The following is a 22,223-nucleotide window of genomic DNA, read 5'->3' as shown; positions in this document are numbered from 1 at the left end:
TCCTATGACTACATTATATTTGGTGCGACACGGCGAAACTGTTGACAATGTAAAGCGCATAATGCAAGGACAAACCCAAGGCGAACTTACCGAAAATGGTTGCCAACAAGCTATGCAAGTAGGTGAAAACTTTGCGTCTGTTGCGATAGATGTGTACATCTCAAGCGATTTGAAGAGATGTATTGATACGTGTAGAATTATTGCAGGGAAGCCAGATGTAAATATTATTCAATCAAAACTTCTGCGTGAACGTGATTGGGGTTCATTTACAGGAAAATATATACCCGAATTGGCTAACTTAAATAACCCGGATGAATGGCCGAAAGATATAGAAACTTTAGATGAACTGAAAACTCGTGCGGCACAATTCTTAGCCTTTGTGAAAGAAAACTATGAGAATAAAACAGTATTGGCTGTAGGTCACGGCATTATTAATAAAGCCATTCAGAGCGTATATCACAACAAACCAATGAACGAAATAGCAGTGATGAAAAATGCCGATGTGCGTATATTGGAACTGTAAACCTATTATTTACAAGGCTCAGTAACGTTTATGACGAAAGCAAAGTTTAATTTTGAGTTGTATCCCTTACTTAAAGTCGCCCTCTTCTTTATTGTGGGTATGATTTTAGGACGATACACCACTTCGCTTTTCTCAGCATTTACGTGGCTTATCTTCGTGGTAGGAGGCTTATTATTGGCACTTCTTGCCTTAAAGAAACCAGTTGTTTCGCTTCTTGGACTATTCTTTGCAGTGCTGTCAATGGGTGGTTGCTTGATGGCAAAGTCGGAAAAGAAGCTCGAAACACAGCTTCCCACCTCTCCGCAACTTTATAATGCGGTGCTATTGTCCGAACCTGTGCAGCGCAAAAAGGTGATACAAGTAGACCTTGCTATACAAACCACTAATGGATACATTAAGACCAAGGCTTCTATCCTTCGTGATACCCTTACCCAACGTTACCTTACTCTTCACGTAGGCGATGGCATTCAGGCTTATTCAGCGCTTACTCCGCCTTACAACTTTGTACAATCTGAATTTGATTATGCACGTTGGCTCAAACAGCAAGGCTATCTTGCCGAAACCTTTATTTATCATCAGCATTGGCAAAAAGCTGCTATCTCCTTAGGCTTTTTGAGTGTTCTTGACCGCACCATATTGGTAATAAAATGCCAAAAACAGCGAATGGTGAACAGCCTTAAATCCATTATTACAGGTAATAATAATATTGCTGTATTGTTAGCAATGGGATTGGGAGATAAAACATTGTTAACAAAAGATTTAAAAGACGATTATTCCATCTCTGGTGCAAGTCATATACTCGCCATTTCAGGTCTTCATCTTAGTATCATTTACATCTTTCTTCTCAGTATTTTTTCCTTTTGGAAATACTTGCCTCTGCTTCGCCATTTAGCTCGCTATCGTTTGCCCGAATGTAGTGTGGTTTTACTCATTTGGGCGTATGTATTCTTAGTAGATTTTTCTCCCTCCGTGGTGCGTTCTGCCACAATGTTAACGATCTATACCTGTGTAACTCTGCTCAATCGCAATCGTTTTTCGCTGAATACGCTCGCCTTTACAGCCCTTGTTTTGCTTGTAGTCCGCCCTCAAAATCTTTGGGATATAGGTTTTCAACTCTCGTTTTCTGCCGTGTTTGCCATCTTGCTTTTTATGCCCCTTTTCGATGAGTTGGTTTCGCAAACGTGGCTTCAGCGTCACTTTGTTTTCCGATATTTGTGGAGCTTAGCAGCTGTTTCTGTATCTGCCCAATTGGGAACAGCTCCCCTTGTAGCTTATTATTTTGGAGGCTTTAGCACCTACTTTCTTTTTACCAATTTTATAGTTATTCCTTGCACGCTGCTCATACTTTATGGTATGGTTATTGCCTCTCTTTTGCTGCTGTTGCCTAAGGTTCATACCTTTTTGTTCGAATGTGTTGCCTATATCGTTGACTTTATGAATACCTCCATCTCTTGGATAGCCCACCTTCCTTATGCCCGTATAGCCTTACACCCCACAATGTTGCAAGTATTTTTGGTATATGTCGTCATTGCTTGCGTATGGTTCTTAGCGAGAATTTTTGTAGAACGACAACCATTCAAGTAATTTTTTGTACCTTTGCGAGCAGATATGCAACGATATTTTATAACTTTCTCATACGATGGTACACGCTACCACGGTTGGCAAAAGCAGCCTAACGGCATTTCAGTACAAGAAGTCTTAGACAAGGCTTTGTCTACACTCTTGCGCACACCTATCGAAACCGTTGGGGCAGGGCGTACCGATGCAGGTGTGCACGCACGTATAATGGTGGCACACTTCGATTTTGAAACTGAAATAGATGGAGGTCAACTAACTTACAAGTTGAACCGAATATTGCCGAAAGATATTACTGCAACGAGCGTTTATGAAGTGAGCAACGATTTGCACGCACGTTTTTCGGCTACACAGCGCACCTACCATTATTACATACATCGTCGCAAATCTACCTTCCAACGACATTATTCGCACCAACTTACGTATGCTTTAGACTTTGAGCAGATGAACGAGGCTGCCAAGTACCTATTGGGCGAAAAAGATTTTAAGTGTTTCTGCAAGTCGGGAGCTGACTCTAAAACCACCATTTGCAATGTTACCGAGGCACGATGGGTAGCTTATGATGCCGAATTGGGCGAAGGCAATGGGGCAGACTGGTACTTTGTTATTTCTGCCAATCGTTTTTTGCGCAATATGGTGCGTGCTGTTGTGGGTACGCTTGTAGAAGTGGGGCGTGGCAAGATAACGCTTGCCGATTTTAAGCGCATTGTTGACAGTGGTACACGTAATGATGCAGGCGAAAGTATGCCTGGTAATGCACTCTTCTTGTGGGACGTAACCTATCCTGTAGCGGAAAAAACTGCCAAAGAAGCCTAATCTTTTGGCTCACCAAGCAAGTTGTTCGGTATTTCGGTTGCTGATATTTGTAGTATTCTTCTTTTAATGTTCTGTTTTTCATAGTTCTATCTTTAGGTTGCCAAACATCTATGTTTTGCGTTGCCAAAGTTGAACTTTGACAAGGTAAAACATATATGTATTGGACGGTCAAAGTTTAACTTTGAGCGACGATAATTTGTGCGTTTGCAATGTGTTGATAATCAGTTGGTTTTGTAAAGTTGTTTTTCTGCTTGTTTTTGTTCTATTTTTCATATTGCAGCGGTGTGTTATTTATCTTCCATTGTTCTATTTCGGAAGAACCACTTTTTACGGTTTTATTTTACAAAGTTTCGCCCTCTCTTCCGCCCTTCCTATCGTTTTGTAATAAAAAACGCAAAAGTTTGAATAGTTTTACGACTTCCCAAAAATAATTAGTACAATATAAGTTTTCTTTAAGGAAAATTATGTACTTTTGCACTTGGATACATTGAAGTATTTTAACAATAAAATTATTTGATTGAATTACGTTTTTATGAACACTATAAAAAGACTACTTGAGTGGTATTTTTCTAAAAAAGCTCTGCCTTATTGGGCAATTCTTGTCTTCGATAGCTTGATATGCTATTTTTCAGGTATTTTTGTTTTTTGGTTGTACTATCATGGGGCTATAACTTTTGATAATATTGCTTTGCTCACAAAGACAATATGCGTCTATATGATATTCAATTTTATTGGCTTCCGCGTGTTCCGTACCTATTCGGGCATTATACGTTATTCCTCTTTTGTAGACTTACTTCGGGTAAGCTTTGCTATGTTGCTCTCGTTGACCATTGCCGAGCTGATGCACTACATTATTTATAGTTGGGACTTGAACTTTGTGCGCCTTGAAGGTAGGCAAATTGCAGCTATGTACTTGGTGGCAACCATTGGTATGATAGCTTTTCGTGTGTTGGTAAAGTCGATTTACGATACTGTTTTCAATACTGATAAAGGTGTGCTTACGCTTATTTATGGCGTGCAAGAGGGCGGTATAGGTTTGGCTAAAAACATTAGAAATGAGAATAATAGCAAGTTTAAGCTGAAGGGATTTATCTCTAATGATGCCAATCTTACTGACAAGCTCTTGATGGGCAAAAAGATATACGTGGGCAACGAAAAGTTGGCCGACTATATTAGTGAGATGAATATTCAGGCTGTATTGGTTTCACCTATTCAAGTAGAAAATTTCAGAAATGATACTGCGTTGCAAGATATACTTATCAATAATAACGTAAAAATTTATCTTACTGAGCGTTCACGCGAGTGGGAAGAAGGCGACGATTTCAGCAAAGTACAATTAAAAGAGATAAGTATCGAAGACCTTTTGCCTCGCGATGAGATAAAGGTAGATATGGATGCTATAGGTAGCTTGTTAACAGGAAAGCGCATTATGATAACAGGCTCGGCTGGTTCTATTGGTTCAGAGATGGTGCGTCAGATTTCTATTTACAATCCTTCTGACCTTATTCTTATCGACCAAGCCGAAACGCCACAGCACGACATTCGCCTATTGATGCACGCCCAATTTCCTCATATCAAGGTAGAAACGATTGTTGCAAGCATTTCGAATTACGACCGAATGGATACTATTTTTAACGAGTATAAGCCTGAATACGTGTTCCACGCTGCAGCATACAAGCACGTTCCAATGATGGAATATAACCCTTCGGAGAGTATTCAAAACAACGTTTGGGGTACAAAGGTTATTGCTGACTTGAGCGTGAAACATAACGTGAAGAAGTTTGTGATGATTTCTACCGATAAGGCGGTTAATCCAACAAACGTGATGGGTTGTTCGAAACGCATTTGCGAGATATATTGTCAGAGTTTGAACAAGAAGATAAACGAAGACGCAAGCAAGGGCAATGTTAAGGGAGCAACACAGTTTGTTACTACTCGTTTTGGTAATGTGTTGGGCTCTAACGGCTCTGTTATTCCGTTGTTTGAGAAACAAATCAAGGCTGGAGGTCCTGTTACTGTAACCGACCCTAATATTATTCGTTTCTTTATGCTTATTCCTGAGGCTTGTAAGTTGGTTTTGGAAGCAGGAACACAGGGTCGTGGAGGCGAGATATTTGTATTCGATATGGGTAAACCTGTAAAGATAGCCGACTTGGCTAAGCGTATGATAAAGCTATCGGGTGCTGAAGGTATCGAGATAAAGTACACGGGACTACGTGTAGGCGAAAAGTTGTACGAGGAAGTGTTGAGCACAACAGAGAATACGCTTCCAAGCGAGCACGAGAAAATACGTATTGCGCAAGTGCGTGAGTACGATTTTGATGTGGTAAGCCAGCAGATAGACAAGTTGGTTGCCTTAAGTCACACTTACGATAGTATGAATATTGTGAAGATGATGAAAGAAATTGTGCCCGAGTTTATTAGTAACAACAGCGTTTACTCGGTGTTAGATAAAAAATAAAGATAGCAAGTTGTACGTTGCTATTTTAACCCAAATCAGTCATTAGCCCACAAAGACTTTTTAAAGAGTTTAAGTGTTATGCTTTTCTTCGTCTTTACACCTTATTTAATATAAAAGGGTGAAGTAAGGTTTTTGTACCATTGGCTCTTTGTGCTGTCGTCTTGCTCCAAACATTCGGTGGTAATTTCGACTACCGAAAGTTGTTTTCTGAACTCCATTAATAAGCGTTTAGGTGCTTTATTGCTTTTTGTTTTAATATGTACCATCTTACTTATGGAGAGTCCTGCCACAATGGCTTCATATTCGATAGTACTTTTTGCCTCGTTGGGAACTATAATTGAAAATATGCCTTCATCGCTTAAAAGCGAGTAAGCATTGTGCATAAGTTCTCTGAAGGGTAGGGCATCGGTGTGCCGAGCTTGGGCTCTGTTCTTGTCAGGGTTTTTCAATGAGTTCTCAAAGTAAGGCGGATTGCTCACGATGGCATCATAAAGTTTTCCTTGACTTTGCTCCTTATAGTTTTGTAGCGCAATGTTGACAATGTTTACCCTATTCGCAAAAGGCGATTGAGCAACGTTTTCTTTGGCTTGTTGTGCTGCCTCTTTGTCTATTTCTATCGCATCAATATGCGCCGTGGGGTAGCGTTGTGCCATCATAAGTGCGATGAGTCCCGTGCCTGTGCCTATGTCTAAAATGCGTGTGCCTCCTTTTGCCCACGAGCCAAGTAGCACGCCATCAGTGCCAACCTTCATTGCGCAGCGGTCTTGCTCTATGGTAAACTGTTTGAAAGCAAATCCCATTATATCTTAATTTTGCGGAGTAGGTTCTTGTTTATCGCCTGCATCTTCCTACTCTGTTTGTTGATGTTGTATCTTATCTCATCTATATTGCAGAACAACTCTGAGAATGCGGTCTGAATAATGTTAGGTTTGCGGCTTATGCGTTTGTCCGAAGGGTTTACAACAACCTTTATTCCCTTGTTTATCACTTTCACTTCTATGTCTGCATCTGCCATTATGGGGTCGCCATCAAAGTGTATAACGCCTGCTTGCTTTCTGTGAATGAGTATTCTTTTGGCTTTGAAAGTCTTTATTTTCTGATACTTATCAATGGTTTTATTGAACATTTCAAAGGCAACATGCGATGCTTCTAATATGTCGAAAGGCTCCATTATAATGACATCCAATAGTCCGTCGCTCATTGAGGCTTGAGGAGCTATATACGCATTGTTGCCATATTGCGAGGCATTGGCTACCGAAACAAGGAAGGCTTTGTACTTGTGAATACCCTCATCGTCTTCTATTTCGTAAGTCTGTGGTTCGTACGAAAGTCCTTCTTCTAATATCTTTTGCACATAGGTGATAGGGCCTCGCTTGCCTGCCTCTGCAAACTTCATTGATATAAAGGCATCGAAACCCATTCCACAAGTACAAAAGAAAGGTATGTTGTTGATAAGTCCATAGTCTAACGACTTGATGGTGTTTTGATTAAGTATCTCAATGCTTTTCTTGACATTTAGAGGTATGGCAAGGTGGCGAGCTAAGCCATTGCCCGAGCCTGTAGGAATGATAGAAAGTGCTGTGTTGGTATTTACAATGCCTTTGCCTACTTCGTTAACAGTGCCGTCTCCACCTATTGCAACCACAATGTCTACCCCTTCTTGGGCAGCCTTGGCTGCTATTTCGGTAGCGTGTCCTGCGTATTCAGTTTTAGCAATAGCGTATTCAAACACATCTTTATCGATGTACTTTTCTATCATTTCAGGAATAGCAGCTTTCTTCTTTGCTCCTGAAATAGGGTTCATAATGAATAAAACCTTCTTCTTCATACCTTCATAGTTTCGGATATTAACCGAAAATAAGGCAAAATTAAATATTTATAGTTGTTTTTGAACAAATTGTACGTGAAAAAAAATTAATTTCCACTTCTCTTGTCATTTGATGCTGAATATCAACAAAAAGTTGTATCTTTGCAAGCCTAATAAAATTGTAGTTAATAACTACACCTTATATAATAATGGGACAGTTACAAGAAAAGTACAAGAATTACTGTGAGCCTCAGAAATTTATGGAAGCAGGATTGTATCCATATTTTCGTGAAATCACAAGCAAACAGGGTACAGAAGTTACCGATATTGATGGTCATTCAATTTTGATGTTTGGTTCAAACGCATATACAGGTTTGCCAAACGACCCACGTATTATTCAAGCTGGTAAAGATGCCCTCGATAAGTATGGTTCAGGGTGTGCGGGAAGTCGTTTCCTCAACGGAACACTCGACTTGCACGTACAGTTAGAGAAAGAATTAGCTGAATTTATACACAAAGATGAGGTGCTTTGCTTCTCAACAGGTTTCTCGGTGAATGCAGGTGTTTTAGCTATGGTTGTTGGTCGTGGCGATTACATCATCTGCGATGACCGCGATCACGCAAGTATTGTTGATGGTAGACGTCTCAGCTTTGCAACCCAATTGCGTTACAAGCACAACGATATGGAGGACTTGGAACGTATTCTTGCTAAATTACCACAAGAGGCTATTAAGTTAATTGTTGTTGATGGCGTTTTCTCTATGGAAGGCGACTTGGCAAATCTTCCAGCTATCGTTGAATTAAAGAAGAAGTATAATTGCTCTATTATGGTAGACGAAGCACACGGTTTGGGTGTGTTTGGCAAGCAGGGTAGAGGAGTTTGCGACCACTTCGGATTGACTGATGAGGTTGACTTGATTATGGGAACATTCTCAAAAAGTATGGCTTCAATCGGTGGATTTATAGCGGCTGATAAGGATACAATCAATTATTTGCGTCACACGTGTAGAACTTATATCTTCTCTGCGAGCAATACTCCTTCAGCTACAGCTGCAGCTTTAGAGGCACTCCACATTATGATTGCAGAGCCTGAACGTCAAGAAAATTTGTGGAAAGTAACCAACTATGCTTTGCAACGTTTCCGTGAAGAAGGTTTTGAGATTGGAGATACAGCAAGCCCAATTATTCCACTTTACGTGCGTGATATTAACAAAACATTCATTGTTACTATGAAGGCTTACGAGGCAGGAGTGTTTATCAATCCTGTTATTCCTCCAGCGTGTGCACCTCAAGATACGCTCGTTCGTTTTGCATTGATGGCTACACACACAGAAGAACAGGTAGAACGTGGTGTTCAAATATTGAAAGCTATCTTCAAAGAGGAGGGCATTATTTAAGATTATGTTCTGTGAACTATAAATAAAATGTGGAGTTTCGATAGCCTAAATTCCACATTTTGTCTTTTTATTTGTGTTGGGTTTAACCCAACTCGGTCGTTAGACTTCTTCGAGATTTGCGAGCTTATTTTGAGCTATTTTTGGTTGTTTTTGAAGACGTTTAGCGAGCTAAACAACTGAAAAAACAAACGGAAAGAGCCAAAATAAGGTGCAAAGACGAAGAAAAGCATAACAGCTAAACGCTTTAAAAAGCCTTTGCGGGCTAATGACTGATTTGGGTTTAACAATCAAAGACAAAGCTCAAAGATTTTTTTCGTTCCTTTAATATTTTTTCTTTATTTGTATATCATTGATAAACAGCACGTTTTATGTGATTATTGATTTTATCTATTGGGCGATAAATTTATTCTGTTGTAGCGTTCTTTTATTAGTTATAACTTTGCAACAGAAAAAAATAAGAACTAATTTCAATAAGATATACGAACATGATGTTTATAGCAAAATTATTGTTAGCAATTACAATTCAAATGCCAACCTTGCCTTATGCAAGCAATACATTGGAACCTGTGATAAGCGAACAGACAGTGAACATTCATTATGGAAAGCATCTTCAAGGATATGTAAATACATTGAATGGACTCATTAAGGGAACAGAATACGAAAACAAAACATTAGAAGAACTTGTAAAAACTGCACCTGAAGGACCACTTTATAACAATGCAGGACAAATTCTCAATCATAAGTTGTACTTCGAACAATTCAAGAAGCCAACAGAAAACAACCGTCCTGAAGGCAAAATAGCTGAACTTATCAATAAGTCATTTGGTAGTTTTGATGCTTTCAAGGTTGAATTTGCAAAAGCTTCGACAACGCTTTTTGGCTCTGGCTGGGCTTGGTTATCACAAGATAAAGATGGTAAATTAGTGATTACAAAAGAAACTAATGCAGGCAATCCATTACGTAAAGGATTAAATCCAATTTTTGGTATGGATGTCTGGGAACACGCTTACTATCTTGATTATCAGAACAAACGCGCTGATCACATCGCTGCTGCGTGGCAGATAGTAGATTGGAAAGTTGTTGAAAGTAGACTTAAGTAAAAGCAAATATTAATAAATCAAACAATAACAATAAAAGACTGCGAGGTAAGCTTGCCGGCGATATAGTTTGGTTAGTGCTATTCGAGGGCAAGACACCAAGTAGTCTGATAAAAGAAAAATAAGTAATATGGAAACAATTATCAATGCAAATCTTCCTGAATTTAAAGTTCAGGCATTCCAAAACGGTGAATTTAAAACAGTTTCATCTGAAGACATCAAGGGCAAGTGGGCTATCTTCTTCTTCTACCCAGCTGACTTTACATTTGTTTGTCCTACTGAGTTGGTTGACCTTGCAGCTAAGTATGAAGAGTTGAAGGGTATGGGTGTAGAGGTGTTCTCTGTAAGTTGCGATACTCACTTTGTACATAAGGCTTGGTTTGACGCATCAGAAAGCATTCAGAAGATTAACTATGCAATGCTTGCAGACCCACTCGCAGTATTGGCTAAGGGCTTCGGTGTTTACAAAGAAGATGAAGGTTTGGCTTATCGTGGTACATTCCTCGTTGACCCAGAAGGCAAGATTAAGTTGGCTGAAATTCAAGATAACAGCATTGGTCGTAACGCTGACGAACTTGTACGCAAAGTTAAGGCTGCACAATTCGTAGCTTCTCACCCTGGTGAAGTTTGTCCTGCAAAGTGGAACGAAGGTGCTGAAACATTGAAACCAAGCATTGATCTCGTAGGTAAAATTTAATTCTATTCAATAATAAACAACTCTTCTTGGTGTTATCGTTGTATAATACCAAGACAGAGTTTACATATTTGAAACTAAAAAGTATAAGAATTTCTCTCTTTCCATAGCATATTAGAAAATATAATTATCTTGTAGATCAGTTTCAAATCATCACAAAAACAAAACATTATGGATAGTCTCTTGCTCTCCTGTCTTCGAAGTCTTACCCTTGAGTGGAGAGCATTCGGAAGTAACAGATGAGCAAGAGATTTTTCTATGATATAGACTTCATTCCTACATAACGCACTGAAAAATGTTAGATAAAAATATATTAGAGCAGGTAAAGGGAATTTTCTCAACCTTAAAGTCAAGCATTACGCTTGCAGCAACATACAACAAAGAAGATAAAAACGCAACTGAGCTGAAAGATTTCTTAAACGATTTCACTTCAACATCAGAACATTTAAGCGTAGAATACACAGAAGTAGACGATAAGCAATTCCACTTCGATATTTTAAAGGATAACAACCCAACGGGCATACGTTTTCGTGGTATTCCTAACGGACACGAGTTTACATCGTTATTGCTCGCTATATTAAACACAGACGGACAAGGAAAGAATATCCCCGACGAAACTATACAACGCCGAATTAAGTCGTTGAAGGGTGAAATATCACTTTCTACATACGTTTCACTTACGTGTACCAATTGTCCCGATGTGGTTCAGGCACTCAATCTTATGTCGCTCATCAATCCCAACATCAAGCACGAAATGGTAGATGGTGGAGTTTTCCAAACAGAGGTGAGCAATCTTAACATTCAAGGCGTACCTGCTGTTTACTGCAATGGTAAGTCGCTACACGTAGGACGTGGTGATTTAGGTGTTTTACTTCAAGAATTAGAAGATGCAGTAGGAAGTCAGACAGACGAAAACATTGAACCTATCGAGCGCAAATTTGATGTCGTTGTCATTGGCGGTGGACCTGCTGGTGCTTCAGCTGCCATCTATTCGGCTCGTAAGGGCTTGCGTGTAGGTTTGGTAGCCGAACGTATTGGTGGTCAGGTGAACGATACTACGGGTATTCAGAACCTTATTTCGGTTCCTGAAACAACGGGAACACAACTTGCTTCCGACCTTAAAACACACCTCAATACTTACCCTATTGAGCTGTTCGAACATCGTAAAATTACAAGCGTAAAACTTAATGATGCACTGAAAGCGATAAGTGTAAAGGGAGGTGAAGTGTTTAAAGCTCCTGCCGTAATTATTGCAACTGGTGCAAATTGGCGTCGACTTAATGTAGGCGATGAAGAGAAGTACATCGGTCACGGTATTCATTTCTGTCAACACTGCGACGGACCTTTCTATAAAGGAAAGAACGTGGCTGTGATTGGTGGAGGCAACTCAGGACTTGAGGCAGCTATCGATCTTTCTGGTATTTGTAATAAAGTTACCGTATTTGAGTTTGGTGATACGCTACGTGCCGATACCGTTTTGCAAGAGAAAGCACAGAGCTTGACCAACTTACAGATATTTAAGAACGCTCAAACTACCAATGTTAAGGGTGACGGAACTAAACTTACTGCCCTTACAGTAAAGGACAGACTGACCGAAGAAGAAAAAGATTACAACTTCGATGGTGTGTTTGTACAGATTGGTCTTGCTGCAAATAGCGATCCTTTTAAGGAAGAATTGAAGCTTACTCCACGAGGTGAAATTAACGTTGACGAGTTCTGCCGCACTTCAATTCCAGGTGTTTACGCTGCAGGCGATGTAACCAACGTACCTTACAAGCAAATAGTTGTGGCAATGGGCGAAGGTGCAAAAGCAGCTCTCTCTGCCTTTGATGACCGTCTCCGAGGCATTATTTCATAAGCAAGTATAAGTTTTTTGATGTGACATAATTTGATAAAGTTTACCCTCATTGTCAAGGTCTTACCTTAGCAATGAGGGCTTTTTGTTTCTTAGAGCTATTGAGTTGTCTTATAACTTTTCGGCAAGAAACTTACCTGTAATGCTATCTTTGTTTTTTGTAATCTCTTCTGGAGTGCCACAAGCAGCCAATCTTCCGCCCTCTTCACCTCCTTCAGGACCAATGTCTAAGATGTAGTCTGCACATTTTATCACGTCCATATTGTGCTCAATAACAAGCACCGAATGGCCTTTTGCTATCAACGCATCGAAGGCTTTCAATAGACGTTTGATGTCGTGGAAATGCAAACCTGTGGTAGGCTCGTCAAAGATAAAGAGCGATGGCTCTTGCTTTTCTTGTCCTATGAAGTAAGCCAATTTCACACGTTGGTTCTCTCCACCCGAAAGCGTAGACGAACTTTGCCCTAATTTTATATAACCCAATCCCACATCTTCTAAAGGCTTTAAGCGGTCAACGATGGCCTTTTTCTTATGCTTACCAAAGAATTGTATGGCTTCAGATACAGTTAAATCCAACACCTCATTGATGTTTTTTCCTTGAAACTGCACATCTAACACCTCACGCTTGAAACGTTTGCCGTGACATTCTTCACACGCTAAAAGCAAGTCTGCCATAAACTGCATCTCTATGGTGATAACTCCTGCTCCCTTACATTCCTCACAACGTCCTCCTTCTACATTAAATGAGAAGAACTGAGGTGTAAAGCCCAACTGTTTTGCTAATGGTTGGTCGGCAAAAAGTTTACGAATTTCATCGTATGCCTTCACGTATGTAGCTGGATTAGAACGTGTGCTCTTACCTATAGGATTTTGATCCACAAACTCAACGTGCTTTATTTGGTCAACATCTCCTGTCATTGAACTATACTCGCCAGGGATGTCAGCCACTTCGTCAAGCCGTCTTTTCAATGCAGGATACAAAGTTCCTTTAACGAGCGACGACTTCCCACTACCGCTAACACCCGTCACTACCGTGAACGCATTGAGCGGAAAAGTAGCGTCCAATCCTTTAAGATTGTTCATTCGACAACCTTTCAGTTGGATAGACCTATTCCACGAACGTCTACTCTTAGGTACTTCTATGATTTCGTTGCCTGTCAAATACTTTATGGTGTACGACTCGGGGTGGGCAGCTATCAGCTCATTTCGGTTCTTATCGTTTATCTCAGGCACTTTCCCATCGTACACAATGCGTCCGCCCAATCTGCCTGCATCAGGTCCAACATCGACAAGATAGTCTGCCGTGCGTATGATTTCTTCATCGTGTTCCACCACTACAACCGTGTTGCCTATGGCTTGCAACTCTTTCAGTACGTGGATAAGACGGTCGGTATCACGACTATGAAGTCCGATACTTGGTTCATCTAAAATATAGAGCGACCCCACAAGCGACGAGCCTAACGATGTTGTAAGATTGATGCGTTGACTTTCGCCACCACTCAATGTGTTGGATTGGCGATTGAGTGTAAGATAGCCCAATCCCACATCAAGCAAGAATTGTAAGCGATTATTAATTTCGAGCATCAAACGGCGACTTACACCTTGTTCGTGTTCGGTCAATTCTATATTGTCAAACCACTCTTTCAGCTTTCCGATAGGCATTTCCACCAAGTCGGTTATTGCCATTCCGTTGATTTTAACCCACGTAGCTTCTTTTTTCAATCGTGTTCCGTGGCAGTCAGGGCAAGTTGTTTTACCCTGATAACGGCTCAACATCACACGATACTGAATTTTGTATTGGTTCTCCTTTACCATTGCGAAGAACGAGTCTATACAAATGCGCTCTGATAAAGGTTGTTTCGCCTCGCTTGGTAAGCCGTGCCACAACTGTTGCTTCTCTTTTTTGGTAAGTTCAAAGTAGGGCTTGAATATGGGGAAATTGTCCTTTGCTGCACGTCGGCAGAAATCTTCTTGCCACGTTTTCATCTTATCGCCGTGCCAACACTGCACACAACCCTCGTAAACCGAAAGCGAAGAATTAGGGATAACCAAACGTTCGTCAATGCCCATTACACGTCCAAAACCCTCACAGGTAGGACAAGCACCGAGAGGCGAATTGAATGAAAACATATTGTCGTTAGGTTCTTTAAACTTAATGCCATCTGCCTCAAAGCGAGTAGAAAACTCGTAGATGATATTAGATGGCATAAAGACAAGTTTCAGTACACCATCGCCCTCATAGAAAGCCGTTTCGCAAGAGTCGGTAAGACGAGAGATGGTTTCCTTAGCATCGTCTACCGACATACGGTCGATTACCAAACAAATATCTTCAGCATTGGTTTCGCTATCGTCACGATGCGTTTCCAACCAGTCTTCTATTCGTACAATCTCGCCGTTGACAAAAATTCGAGCATACCCCTCTTGCACTTCCATCTCCAATTGTGTAGCAATGGTACGCCCCTCGTTAAGGTGGAGTGGGGCAAGTACGCAAAACTTTGTTCCCTTAGAATAGCTTTGCGCCTTCTCTATCACATCTTCTACAGTATGTTGCTTCACCTCCATACCGCTTTTAGGACTATATGTGCGCCCTATGCGTGCAAAGAGCAAGCGCATATATTCGTAAATCTCGGTTGAGGTGCCCACTGTAGAACGAGGATTGCGCGAGATAACTTTCTGTTCGATGGCAATAGCAGGGGGAAGTCCCTTAATGAAATCTACCTCAGGTTTTGCCATTCTGCCTAAGAATTGGCGAGCGTATGCCGACAAACTCTCCACATAGCGGCGTTGCCCTTCGGCGTAAAGCGTGTCAAAAGCCAACGACGACTTACCCGAACCCGATACTCCGGCAACGACAACAAAGTTGTTGCGAGGAATTTTCACATCTATATTGGCTAAGTTGTTCACCTTAGCTCCTTTTACCTCTATATATTCGTCTGCTTTTATTCTTCTATTATCCATCTGTACGGGTATGCCTATTTTTGAATTAGAACTACAAAATTACAAAAAAAGATTTGGTATCTTCCGTAATTTCATTTATATTTGCAATTATAAGATGAACAAAATAAAAGGAGGATAATATGAAATCAAAATATTTAGTATTAGTAGCCTGTCTGTCACTCTCGATGATGGCAGCTGCACAAAGCACTATAGAGCGGATAGAAGCAACGCCTGTGAATGTGTCTAACCTAAAAAACCTTACCGTAAGCCCTATGTATCAGGAGTGGTTGGCAAGGTATCAGCAGGTGGGCGATGCTATTAATGCCGTATCCGACCAATATCAGTTGGAAGTAAATAAGTATGGCTACCCTAAGAAAAAGACCATCCAAAAGAAAATAGAATTAGTAACGCAATACATAACATTGTTAAAGCAGCAACGCGACTCGGATGAATTGAACCAAAACCTTGATGTAAAAAAGGTGGAGAATAAAATAATAATGTGGGAAGAACAACTTAACGGATTGAACTACTTATTGAAAAAGATTTATTAAAAACAATGGAGGACTGCTTATGACCGACTATCAAAACATAATAAACAATTATGCTGACCCTATAGAAGAACTTCAGATACGCCATTTTGCTTGTAAGGAAATGGAACGACAGATACATCGCTACATAAAAGCGATGAGAGGGTCGAAGGAACACATGCTTCGATTTGAAGAAACACTACAAAGTATGTCCTTAGAAGATAAGGAAAGAGCCATAGCACTTTACATTGACTTGAATAGAAAAGTGTTAGACGGGTTAGATTTCAAGCTCGTTTTGGCGCGTGCAATGGCAAATTACTCTGATACGTACGAATTTCTTGTGACCCTAATCAATGATAAGCGCCGCATTGTACGTTATCTCAATATATTGCGCGATACCTATATACAATATCATAAGGTGATAGAAGAGGACGGCAAGTTTGGAATACTCGACTATCACGGCAACACCCTTCTTTCGCCTAAATATGAGTTTTTGCGTACTTGCTATGTGTATGTGGACGACCTTCGCACAATGCCTATCATAGCCCAACTTGATGGCAAATTAGGTTTAGTATTGCCCGATGGCAACGATACACTCGTAACACCATTCAAGTATGATAGCATTTCGCTGCGTGAAGAACCACCTTATTTTGAAGCAAAATATGATGGAAAGGTTGTTATGCTGACTACCGAAGGGGTAGAAGTAGAAAAAACGGGGTGTAGATAGTATTCTCTCCCAACCCTATAAATTAAGGTATAGGAAAAACAAAGAATAAGAGAGCTTTGATAAACCAAATGGGTTGTTAAAGCTCTTTTTTGTTTGTAATAACCAATAGAACATTGTGGGGTAGGGGAAGAATAGAACAAACTGCGAAAAGATCAAAAGATTGTTTTGCTAAAATTTAAATCCTTGATAATCAAAGGTTTATAGATGCTTTGTAAAACATATATGTTTTGCATTCCAAGATAATTATAAAAATATATCTATCTGAAAATAAAGAAGTTACCTTGTTGGTATAACTAAACAGGTAACGATTTGGAAACGAGCGAGCTACTTGGCTTCGCTGCTTTCTGCCTAACAAAGAACGCTTGTTATTCCGTTTGCAAAGATAATACTTTGTTACCGAATAACAAGCATTTTTAATGAGATATTCTTCTTTCTGCATTTTGTTCAGGCGTGAGTTATAATCCCCTTCCACGTTTCTTCTTTCTGTTAGCTTGGTATCTGAGTTTGCGCTGCCATGCAGCTTCGACATAGTCATTGCCTTGCGTAGTAGGTGTAATCAAATCGCCTAACTCTTCCACAACTTCATCGGCTGCGCTAACGATGGTGTCTGCCACCGCACCAATGGGATTCTGCACTTGTGGTGTGTCATTGTCTCGTGAAATTGAGGAGCGGCTTGGAGGTATGAGTTGATAACCTGTATCGGGATATTTGTTCTTGTCTGTTGGCTCTTGTACTGTTAGATGTGGTTTCCTTGATTCTTCCTTGTTGGTTGTTTCAAAGTTCTTCTGCAAGGAATGGTAGCCGAACTCCCTGCCGATTTCGGAAGCCTTGAACGATTGTCCACCAAATGAGAACTTCAAGCCATAGACCTTGCCCTGCTTGTTCTTCATACGCTCTATGGTGATGCCGTTCTTGTTCAACTCGTAAAGGAACATGGAATGCCTGGTGATACCTATACCTTTGTACTTGTCAAGCAGGGCATAGCAGATTTGTTGTACTTGCTGTTTTGTCTGCTCTCTTATTGGACTGGCTTTTGGCTCCTGATGCTGCTTTTTCGCCTTGACCTCCTTTGCGATGGTCAAGCCTTTCTCCCGACTGATTTCCTCCGCCATCCTTGCTGCCCTGTTGCTCACAAAAGTGGTATCATAGACTTCTCCGTACAGACTGATGCGGTTGGCAATGATGTGAATGTGTGTGTTGTCAGTGTCCTTGTGCGTTACCGCCACCCATTGATGGTTGTCAAGTCCCATTAGCTTGGCAAACAAATGGGCGATCCGCATCAGTTCGGACACGGGCAGTTTTTTCTCGTCCTGCGGTGCGATGCCGATTTCGATACGGAGAAACTTGTTCCTGCAACGGCTGTTGTAATCGCTGACTACTTTCATTTCCTCGTAGATGGTCTTTGGATCTCTGCTGCAAAGATTGTGGAATGCAAGCCGACTACCGAGTTTGCCTTCCCTGAAAATATAGTCCAAAGCTGTGCTTCCGTGCGCTATCGCCTTGCATTTACCTATCATTTCTTGTTAGATTTAAGACCTTATATACCTCATCATCCACACGAAAATGCGGGTCGTAAAACCGCTTAAATGCCTCTTTGGCACATAGCGAAAGGTTCTTGGTGATATGTAGCCAATCCTCGTCCTTGAGCTTGATGAGATTGGAAACCTGCCCGTAGAACCTTCCTGTATGTTGAAGAATGGCAATGGCTTCCCTCTCATTGTCTGTCATCTTGGGAACAGCTGTTACTTCTCCGTTAAGGAGTATCTCACGGCAGTACTCTGAGAACTTCCGCCCTGTACTTTCCGCTTTTGACTTGATACGATGCTTCTCCTCTAAGGTGCATCTTATCTTGATGAACTCTGTCTTGTTCATCCGCTGTTCTTCCTTATCCTTTGACTGCCATCGGGCAGCTTTTCCTTTGTATCTATTCATATAAGTTTCCTTTAAGAGTTAATCATTATAGATGATTTGTTGTTGCTTAATTTCTGAATGCTGACCGATGAGAACGTAGTGATTACGGTCTAATCTCCCCGACAGTCTGACGAGGGGAGCAAGAGCAGTTTGTGGGTACAAACTGACGTCTTGCAATATCAGCTAACGAAACGTTTACGCACAAGGCGTTTTGCTGCAGAAAAGTAAATGCCGCGCATTCTGTGTTTAACTGCGTTCGTGGTGTTCCCATCATTCAGTATGTTTGACCAATTTCTGTTGCTATGTTCTCTAAAAAAGGGTTGAGGGTTTTGAGTGGAATAATAGCCCCTTTTCCCAAAAGTCCTCGACCCTTTTCCTGTGATTTACAATCTCCTCCATTTCTCTATGTCTTCACCATACTCCTCCAGATGGAGGCGCACGATGTTTTCCACGAAACTTGAAAGGTTGCTGCCCCTGTCGCCCAATCTGCGCACGATGAAGTCGGCACGCTCCTGCGTTTCTCGGCTCAGATAGACCGCCTTTCGGTTGCTCAGTCTTGTTGGGACAAGGTAGGTTTGCTTGTAGGCTTCGAGCGTTTCCCTTCTCATCTTGGCACTGATGCGCCTTTGAACGGTTGCGTTCTCTGTATGCTGCGCAGGTTCAGAGTGCGTAGTGTTCTCTGTGTTCTGTTCGTTAGGCTCTTGAATAAGTCTTGCTTTCCTTGCCCGAAGTTCGGCAATGATATGTTCAGACGAATTTTCTATCTGATTTAGTCCAAAATACTGCTTGTCGGAATGGATTGTATTCTTCATTCCCTCGTTACTGACTTTTTGCTTTTCTATGTTTTTATCTCATTTTATGTTTGACTTGTTTTGATTTCATGTTTTGATTTTGTTCTTTAACCGACATCCGTATCCGTTCCTGCACTTTCTGCTGCTCCTGTTTACGCATACGGCTGACATGAAACTCGTTGAGGTCTTTGAAGTCCTTGTAATATCGGGACATATCCTCCACCTTGAAACCAGCTCTGATGAAATCGTTAGTAGCCCTTCGCCCTGCTTCATCATTGTCAAGGAAGGCAAGGATATGGGGCAGGTGTTGATCGTTCAGATAGCGAACTGTCCTTGCCACATTGCTCACGGAGTTCATCACAAGGCAGTGGCTGGCTATCTCCTCTTTCATTGAAAGAAAGGAGAGGAAGTCCATAAAGCCCTCAAACACGCATACAGGCAGTGGCTTGTCTATTGCGTGTTTTGTCTGTTTGTCCGTAAATATCAGAGTAATGTCCTTCGGAGCTATCGTTCCCTTGAACGTCTTGTCGTCACGAAGCTCATAGCCGCCAGAGAGATTAGCATAGCCGATGGCTTGATAGAGTCTGCTCCTTACCTCATAGCTGATACATTTGAGGAAAGGTATAGCCTTTTCCATGTCAATGCAGCGTTCCTTCGTAAGATATTCCTGCAAATGTGGTGGCAGGGTGTCTGATATTTCTATCAGTCTCCTTGCTCCATTTACAGCCATCACAGGCTGGGAATTATTTGGCACGAAGTCTTTACGAGAACTATATGTTATATTATCGGAAGCGTTTTGTTCCAAACGGCAAATGGCTTCCGATAGCGTGCAGCTCTCCAAACGCATACAGAGGTCAATGATACTTCCGCCCCTACCTTCGGCATAGTCTATCCAGAGGTTCTTCTGTGTGTCCACCTTAAAACTCGGATGCGTTTCCTCTCTGAGTGGTGAGCGGTACAGCACATAGGAAGGTGTCCTACGTACAGGCTTGATGCCTTTCCTTTCAAGATACTCCACGATGGGGTATTGCTTGATGCGTGATAAATCTTCTTCTTTCATTGCTTTGATACTTTAATGGGTTGAATGATAATTATTTATATTTGTCTGTTTTTATGGTTTTACTGTTTCCAAAGTTTTCCCCCTCCAAACTTTTTCATCTTTCTTCTTACTACATACTATTTTGTGATAAGTGATTGATAATCAGTGTTACTTTGTAGTATAAGACAATACTACACATTCTACTACATTTGGCTACTACAAGTTTTAAGGAGCGGGCAGGGCAAGATTTTCCTAATTTTGTAGACATAGATGGGGCTACCTCCGTTTCTTCGTTTGCTCACCTTTATGTATCCTGCTTTCTTCAAGGCTTCGCCCATACGCTTGGCAACAAGTGATTGGTGAGTATAAATACCCAAATAAGTGAGTATCTCCGTAGTGGTCATTAACGAATAACTTTCATCCTCCGTTGGCTTTTAAAACAACGCAACAAAAGCTCCATCTCTGCAGTTTGTACTTGAAAGTCTTCACTCTCTCTATATAGTTCGGCAATCTCGTCATCATCAAACCAATAGCGAAAACCTAACTTTAACAGGGCTTTGGCTTCCGCATAAACATTGTCCATCGAGATAGCTTTTGCTCTCTCAATATTTATGGAAAGCACTTCAAAGGGCAGGAAGCGTCTGCTTCCTGTAGGGTCTGTAAGAAAGTCGTTGCCGTTTACCGATGCCACGAAACTTGCCAAGTGGGGGTGTTCCTCCACATATTTATCATAGGGCATACGATACTTGACCATCGGGCAGGTGATGAGGTTTTTCAGTTCGTTCTCGTCACGCTTGTTGAGGGCTTTAAGTTGGTCGTCGATGTTTACGATGAGGTTTTGCCCGATATAGGTAAGTGTGTCCTTCTCCTGCGGATATATCTTGCCCGTGTAGCTGTAACCATGCAAAGCAGGAGGACAAAGCAAGTCAAGGAACGTTGTCTTGAACTTGCCCTGCTCGCCTGTTAGTACAAGACAGGTATGGTTACGGCACTCACGGTTATCCATGGCATTGGCAACCACTGCTACGAGCCATTTAGTAAGGTACGGCAGCCACTTGTCAGAGTTGCGAACAACTACGCAACTTGCCAAGTCAGGAATGGCTTTCAGTGAAAGGGAGGAAGCATTGCGGCAACTATTGTATTCGTTAGTGTTACTACAACTACTGCCTATATCCAGCAAGGGCAACGCTTTGAAATACTCTTGTATGGGGTTGATGCGTGGCGAGAAGCTGCTCTCGATGATGGAATAGAGGTTGTCGGAAGATGTGATAATCCCCACATCGTTGTCAAGTTCCCTGCGGAGCGTGTTGATTTCATAGCGACCCACTTTTGAGAAGTGAGTATCGTCCTTGTCCCTGTATTCAGTTCTTCCCAACACCGTGTTGTATCTGAACTCATAGCGAGAGGAAAGATAGGTTTCTATCTCACCGTTTTTTGAGGAAGTCTTCCTTTGCTTGGGCATATTGTTTTCGCCCTCCGATTTGCCTTTATCTGCATTCTTTTTCATTATCTGCTTGGTTTGGTTTCCAAGAGTGAAGTTACGAAGAGAATGGGAAAGTTCCAAGCATTCGGGGAGTGCTTGCATAATGTTGCACTCATTGGCTATGAATTTCTCATGGATTTTTATGGAAATAGAGAGAGAAAAGACTGATTTAAACTAAAACTAAGTCAAAGAAGATGATAAAATAACAAGAAAAGGCAGAGGCAGGAGTGTACCTTTTGCGCATGTATGCGGTATTCTGCACCGATATTGCAAACAATAGTATCAGCACAGAAATAAGGTAGCGTTTGTTTACACCAAGAGTGCCACAAGCTGCCACTTGGGCGAAAAACGATTGAATAGGAGATGCATCACCGTATCTTTGTACCCAACGGACGGTGAAAGAAGAAAACAGGGTAAGAAGGTGCAAACGGCTGCCGATAAAATGCGTTAGCTTTTCCTTGAAATTCCCGATATTTCCCTGCTGTTCCCTGCTGCTTTGAAGTATGACAAACTCATCATATTTTTGCAGGCATAAACGTGCGGTGAAACGCAGAACAGGCAAAGGTATTGTCAATACCAATAA

18 protein-coding genes and 1 pseudogene are annotated in these 22,223 nt (G+C 41.2%); 10 read left to right on the top strand and 9 right to left on the bottom strand.

The genetic code is table 11. The features are described from left to right. Positions 1-4: 4 nt before the first annotated feature. The 4 genes from CZ367_RS05160 to CZ367_RS05145 all read left to right on the top strand — a co-directional run bounded on the left by CZ367_RS05160 (position 5) and on the right by CZ367_RS05145 (position 5,375). Positions 5-523 carry a histidine phosphatase family protein gene (locus CZ367_RS05160; protein ID WP_077195899.1) on the top strand — a complete coding sequence of 173 codons (519 nt, stop codon included), beginning with the start codon at positions 5-7 and terminating at the stop codon, positions 521-523. Positions 524-553: 30 nt separating this feature from the next. After that, the gene (locus CZ367_RS05155) at positions 554-2,107 is read left to right on the top strand and encodes a ComEC/Rec2 family competence protein (RefSeq protein WP_077195898.1); all 1,554 of its coding nucleotides are present in this window, start codon (positions 554-556) and stop codon (positions 2,105-2,107) included. A gap of 24 nt (positions 2,108-2,131) precedes the next feature. After that, complete coding sequence (gene truA / locus CZ367_RS05150; protein WP_077195897.1) at positions 2,132-2,914, top strand: tRNA pseudouridine(38-40) synthase TruA; 783 nt, start codon at positions 2,132-2,134, stop codon at positions 2,912-2,914. A gap of 532 nt (positions 2,915-3,446) precedes the next feature. Next, positions 3,447-5,375, top strand: a complete 1,929-nt coding sequence (locus CZ367_RS05145) for a polysaccharide biosynthesis protein (RefSeq protein WP_077195896.1) — start codon at positions 3,447-3,449, stop codon at positions 5,373-5,375. A 101-nt stretch (positions 5,376-5,476) separates the two neighbouring features. Here the strand turns inward: CZ367_RS05145 and CZ367_RS05140 are convergent, their stop codons facing one another. Both CZ367_RS05140 and CZ367_RS05135 read right to left on the bottom strand, forming a co-directional pair. After that, entirely contained in the window at positions 5,477-6,175 is a 699-nt protein-coding gene (locus CZ367_RS05140; protein ID WP_077195895.1) for a tRNA1(Val) (adenine(37)-N6)-methyltransferase, read from the bottom strand. Beyond that, complete coding sequence (locus CZ367_RS05135; RefSeq protein ID WP_077195894.1) at positions 6,175-7,203, bottom strand: diacylglycerol/lipid kinase family protein; 1,029 nt, start codon at positions 7,201-7,203, stop codon at positions 6,175-6,177. Before CZ367_RS05135 ends, CZ367_RS05140 begins: the two co-directional genes overlap by 1 nt. A gap of 188 nt (positions 7,204-7,391) precedes the next feature. Here CZ367_RS05135 and spt point away from each other — a divergent pair, with 188 nt between their 5' ends. From spt to ahpF, 4 genes are all read left to right on the top strand, one after another. Continuing rightward, on the top strand, positions 7,392-8,579 hold the full coding sequence (spt, locus tag CZ367_RS05130; protein WP_077195893.1) for a serine palmitoyltransferase: 1,188 nt from the start codon (positions 7,392-7,394) through the stop codon (positions 8,577-8,579). Positions 8,580-9,067: 488 nt separating this feature from the next. Continuing rightward, positions 9,068-9,679, top strand: coding sequence for a superoxide dismutase (locus CZ367_RS05125; RefSeq protein WP_077197368.1), 612 nt, complete (start codon positions 9,068-9,070; stop codon positions 9,677-9,679). Between the two features lie 127 nt (positions 9,680-9,806). After that, positions 9,807-10,373 carry an alkyl hydroperoxide reductase subunit C gene (ahpC, locus tag CZ367_RS05120; protein WP_077195892.1) on the top strand — a complete coding sequence of 189 codons (567 nt, stop codon included), beginning with the start codon at positions 9,807-9,809 and terminating at the stop codon, positions 10,371-10,373. A 292-nt stretch (positions 10,374-10,665) separates the two neighbouring features. Then, positions 10,666-12,228, top strand: coding sequence for an alkyl hydroperoxide reductase subunit F (gene ahpF / locus CZ367_RS05115; RefSeq protein WP_077195891.1), 1,563 nt, complete (start codon positions 10,666-10,668; stop codon positions 12,226-12,228). A gap of 108 nt (positions 12,229-12,336) precedes the next feature. Here ahpF and uvrA read toward each other — a convergent pair whose 3' ends face one another. Then, complete coding sequence (gene uvrA, locus CZ367_RS05110) at positions 12,337-15,183, bottom strand: excinuclease ABC subunit UvrA (RefSeq protein WP_077195890.1); 2,847 nt, start codon at positions 15,181-15,183, stop codon at positions 12,337-12,339. A 119-nt stretch (positions 15,184-15,302) separates the two neighbouring features. On the opposite strand from uvrA, the gene CZ367_RS05105 reads away from it, so the two are divergent. Together CZ367_RS05105 and CZ367_RS05100 are read left to right on the top strand one after the other, a co-directional pair. Beyond that, a complete protein-coding gene (locus tag CZ367_RS05105; protein ID WP_077195889.1) occupies positions 15,303-15,713 on the top strand; it encodes a hypothetical protein in 411 nt (136 codons plus the stop codon). Positions 15,714-15,732: 19 nt separating this feature from the next. Continuing rightward, on the top strand, positions 15,733-16,416 hold the full coding sequence (locus CZ367_RS05100; protein WP_077195888.1) for a hypothetical protein: 684 nt from the start codon (positions 15,733-15,735) through the stop codon (positions 16,414-16,416). A 455-nt stretch (positions 16,417-16,871) separates the two neighbouring features. Here CZ367_RS05100 and CZ367_RS05090 read toward each other — a convergent pair whose 3' ends face one another. The 6 genes and pseudogenes from CZ367_RS05090 to CZ367_RS15825 form a co-directional block, all read right to left on the bottom strand. Next, on the bottom strand, positions 16,872-17,933 hold the full coding sequence (locus tag CZ367_RS05090) for a relaxase/mobilization nuclease domain-containing protein (RefSeq protein WP_077195886.1): 1,062 nt from the start codon (positions 17,931-17,933) through the stop codon (positions 16,872-16,874). Beyond that, positions 17,923-18,348 (bottom strand): plasmid mobilization protein, encoded by a 426-nt coding sequence (locus tag CZ367_RS05085; RefSeq protein WP_025064554.1) that lies wholly within the window; start codon positions 18,346-18,348, stop codon positions 17,923-17,925. Before CZ367_RS05085 ends, CZ367_RS05090 begins: the two co-directional genes overlap by 11 nt. Positions 18,349-18,710: 362 nt before the next feature. After that, positions 18,711-19,169, bottom strand: a complete 459-nt coding sequence (locus CZ367_RS05080; RefSeq protein ID WP_025064555.1) for a DUF3408 domain-containing protein — start codon at positions 19,167-19,169, stop codon at positions 18,711-18,713. A gap of 4 nt (positions 19,170-19,173) precedes the next feature. After that, complete coding sequence (locus CZ367_RS05075; protein ID WP_025064556.1) at positions 19,174-20,178, bottom strand: toprim domain-containing protein; 1,005 nt, start codon at positions 20,176-20,178, stop codon at positions 19,174-19,176. 182 nt (positions 20,179-20,360) lie between these two features. Next, positions 20,361-21,664 (bottom strand): annotated as a pseudogene (locus CZ367_RS05070) (VapE domain-containing protein). 145 nt (positions 21,665-21,809) lie between these two features. Beyond that, positions 21,810-22,220, bottom strand: a complete 411-nt coding sequence (locus CZ367_RS15825) for a hypothetical protein (RefSeq protein WP_115367875.1) — start codon at positions 22,218-22,220, stop codon at positions 21,810-21,812. Positions 22,221-22,223 lie beyond the last annotated feature (3 nt).

This window comes from Prevotella ihumii, assembly GCF_900155655.1.
Classification (GTDB): Bacteria; Bacteroidota; Bacteroidia; order Bacteroidales; family Bacteroidaceae; genus Prevotella; species Prevotella ihumii.
This window is presented reverse-complemented; position numbering and strand designations above follow the sequence as displayed.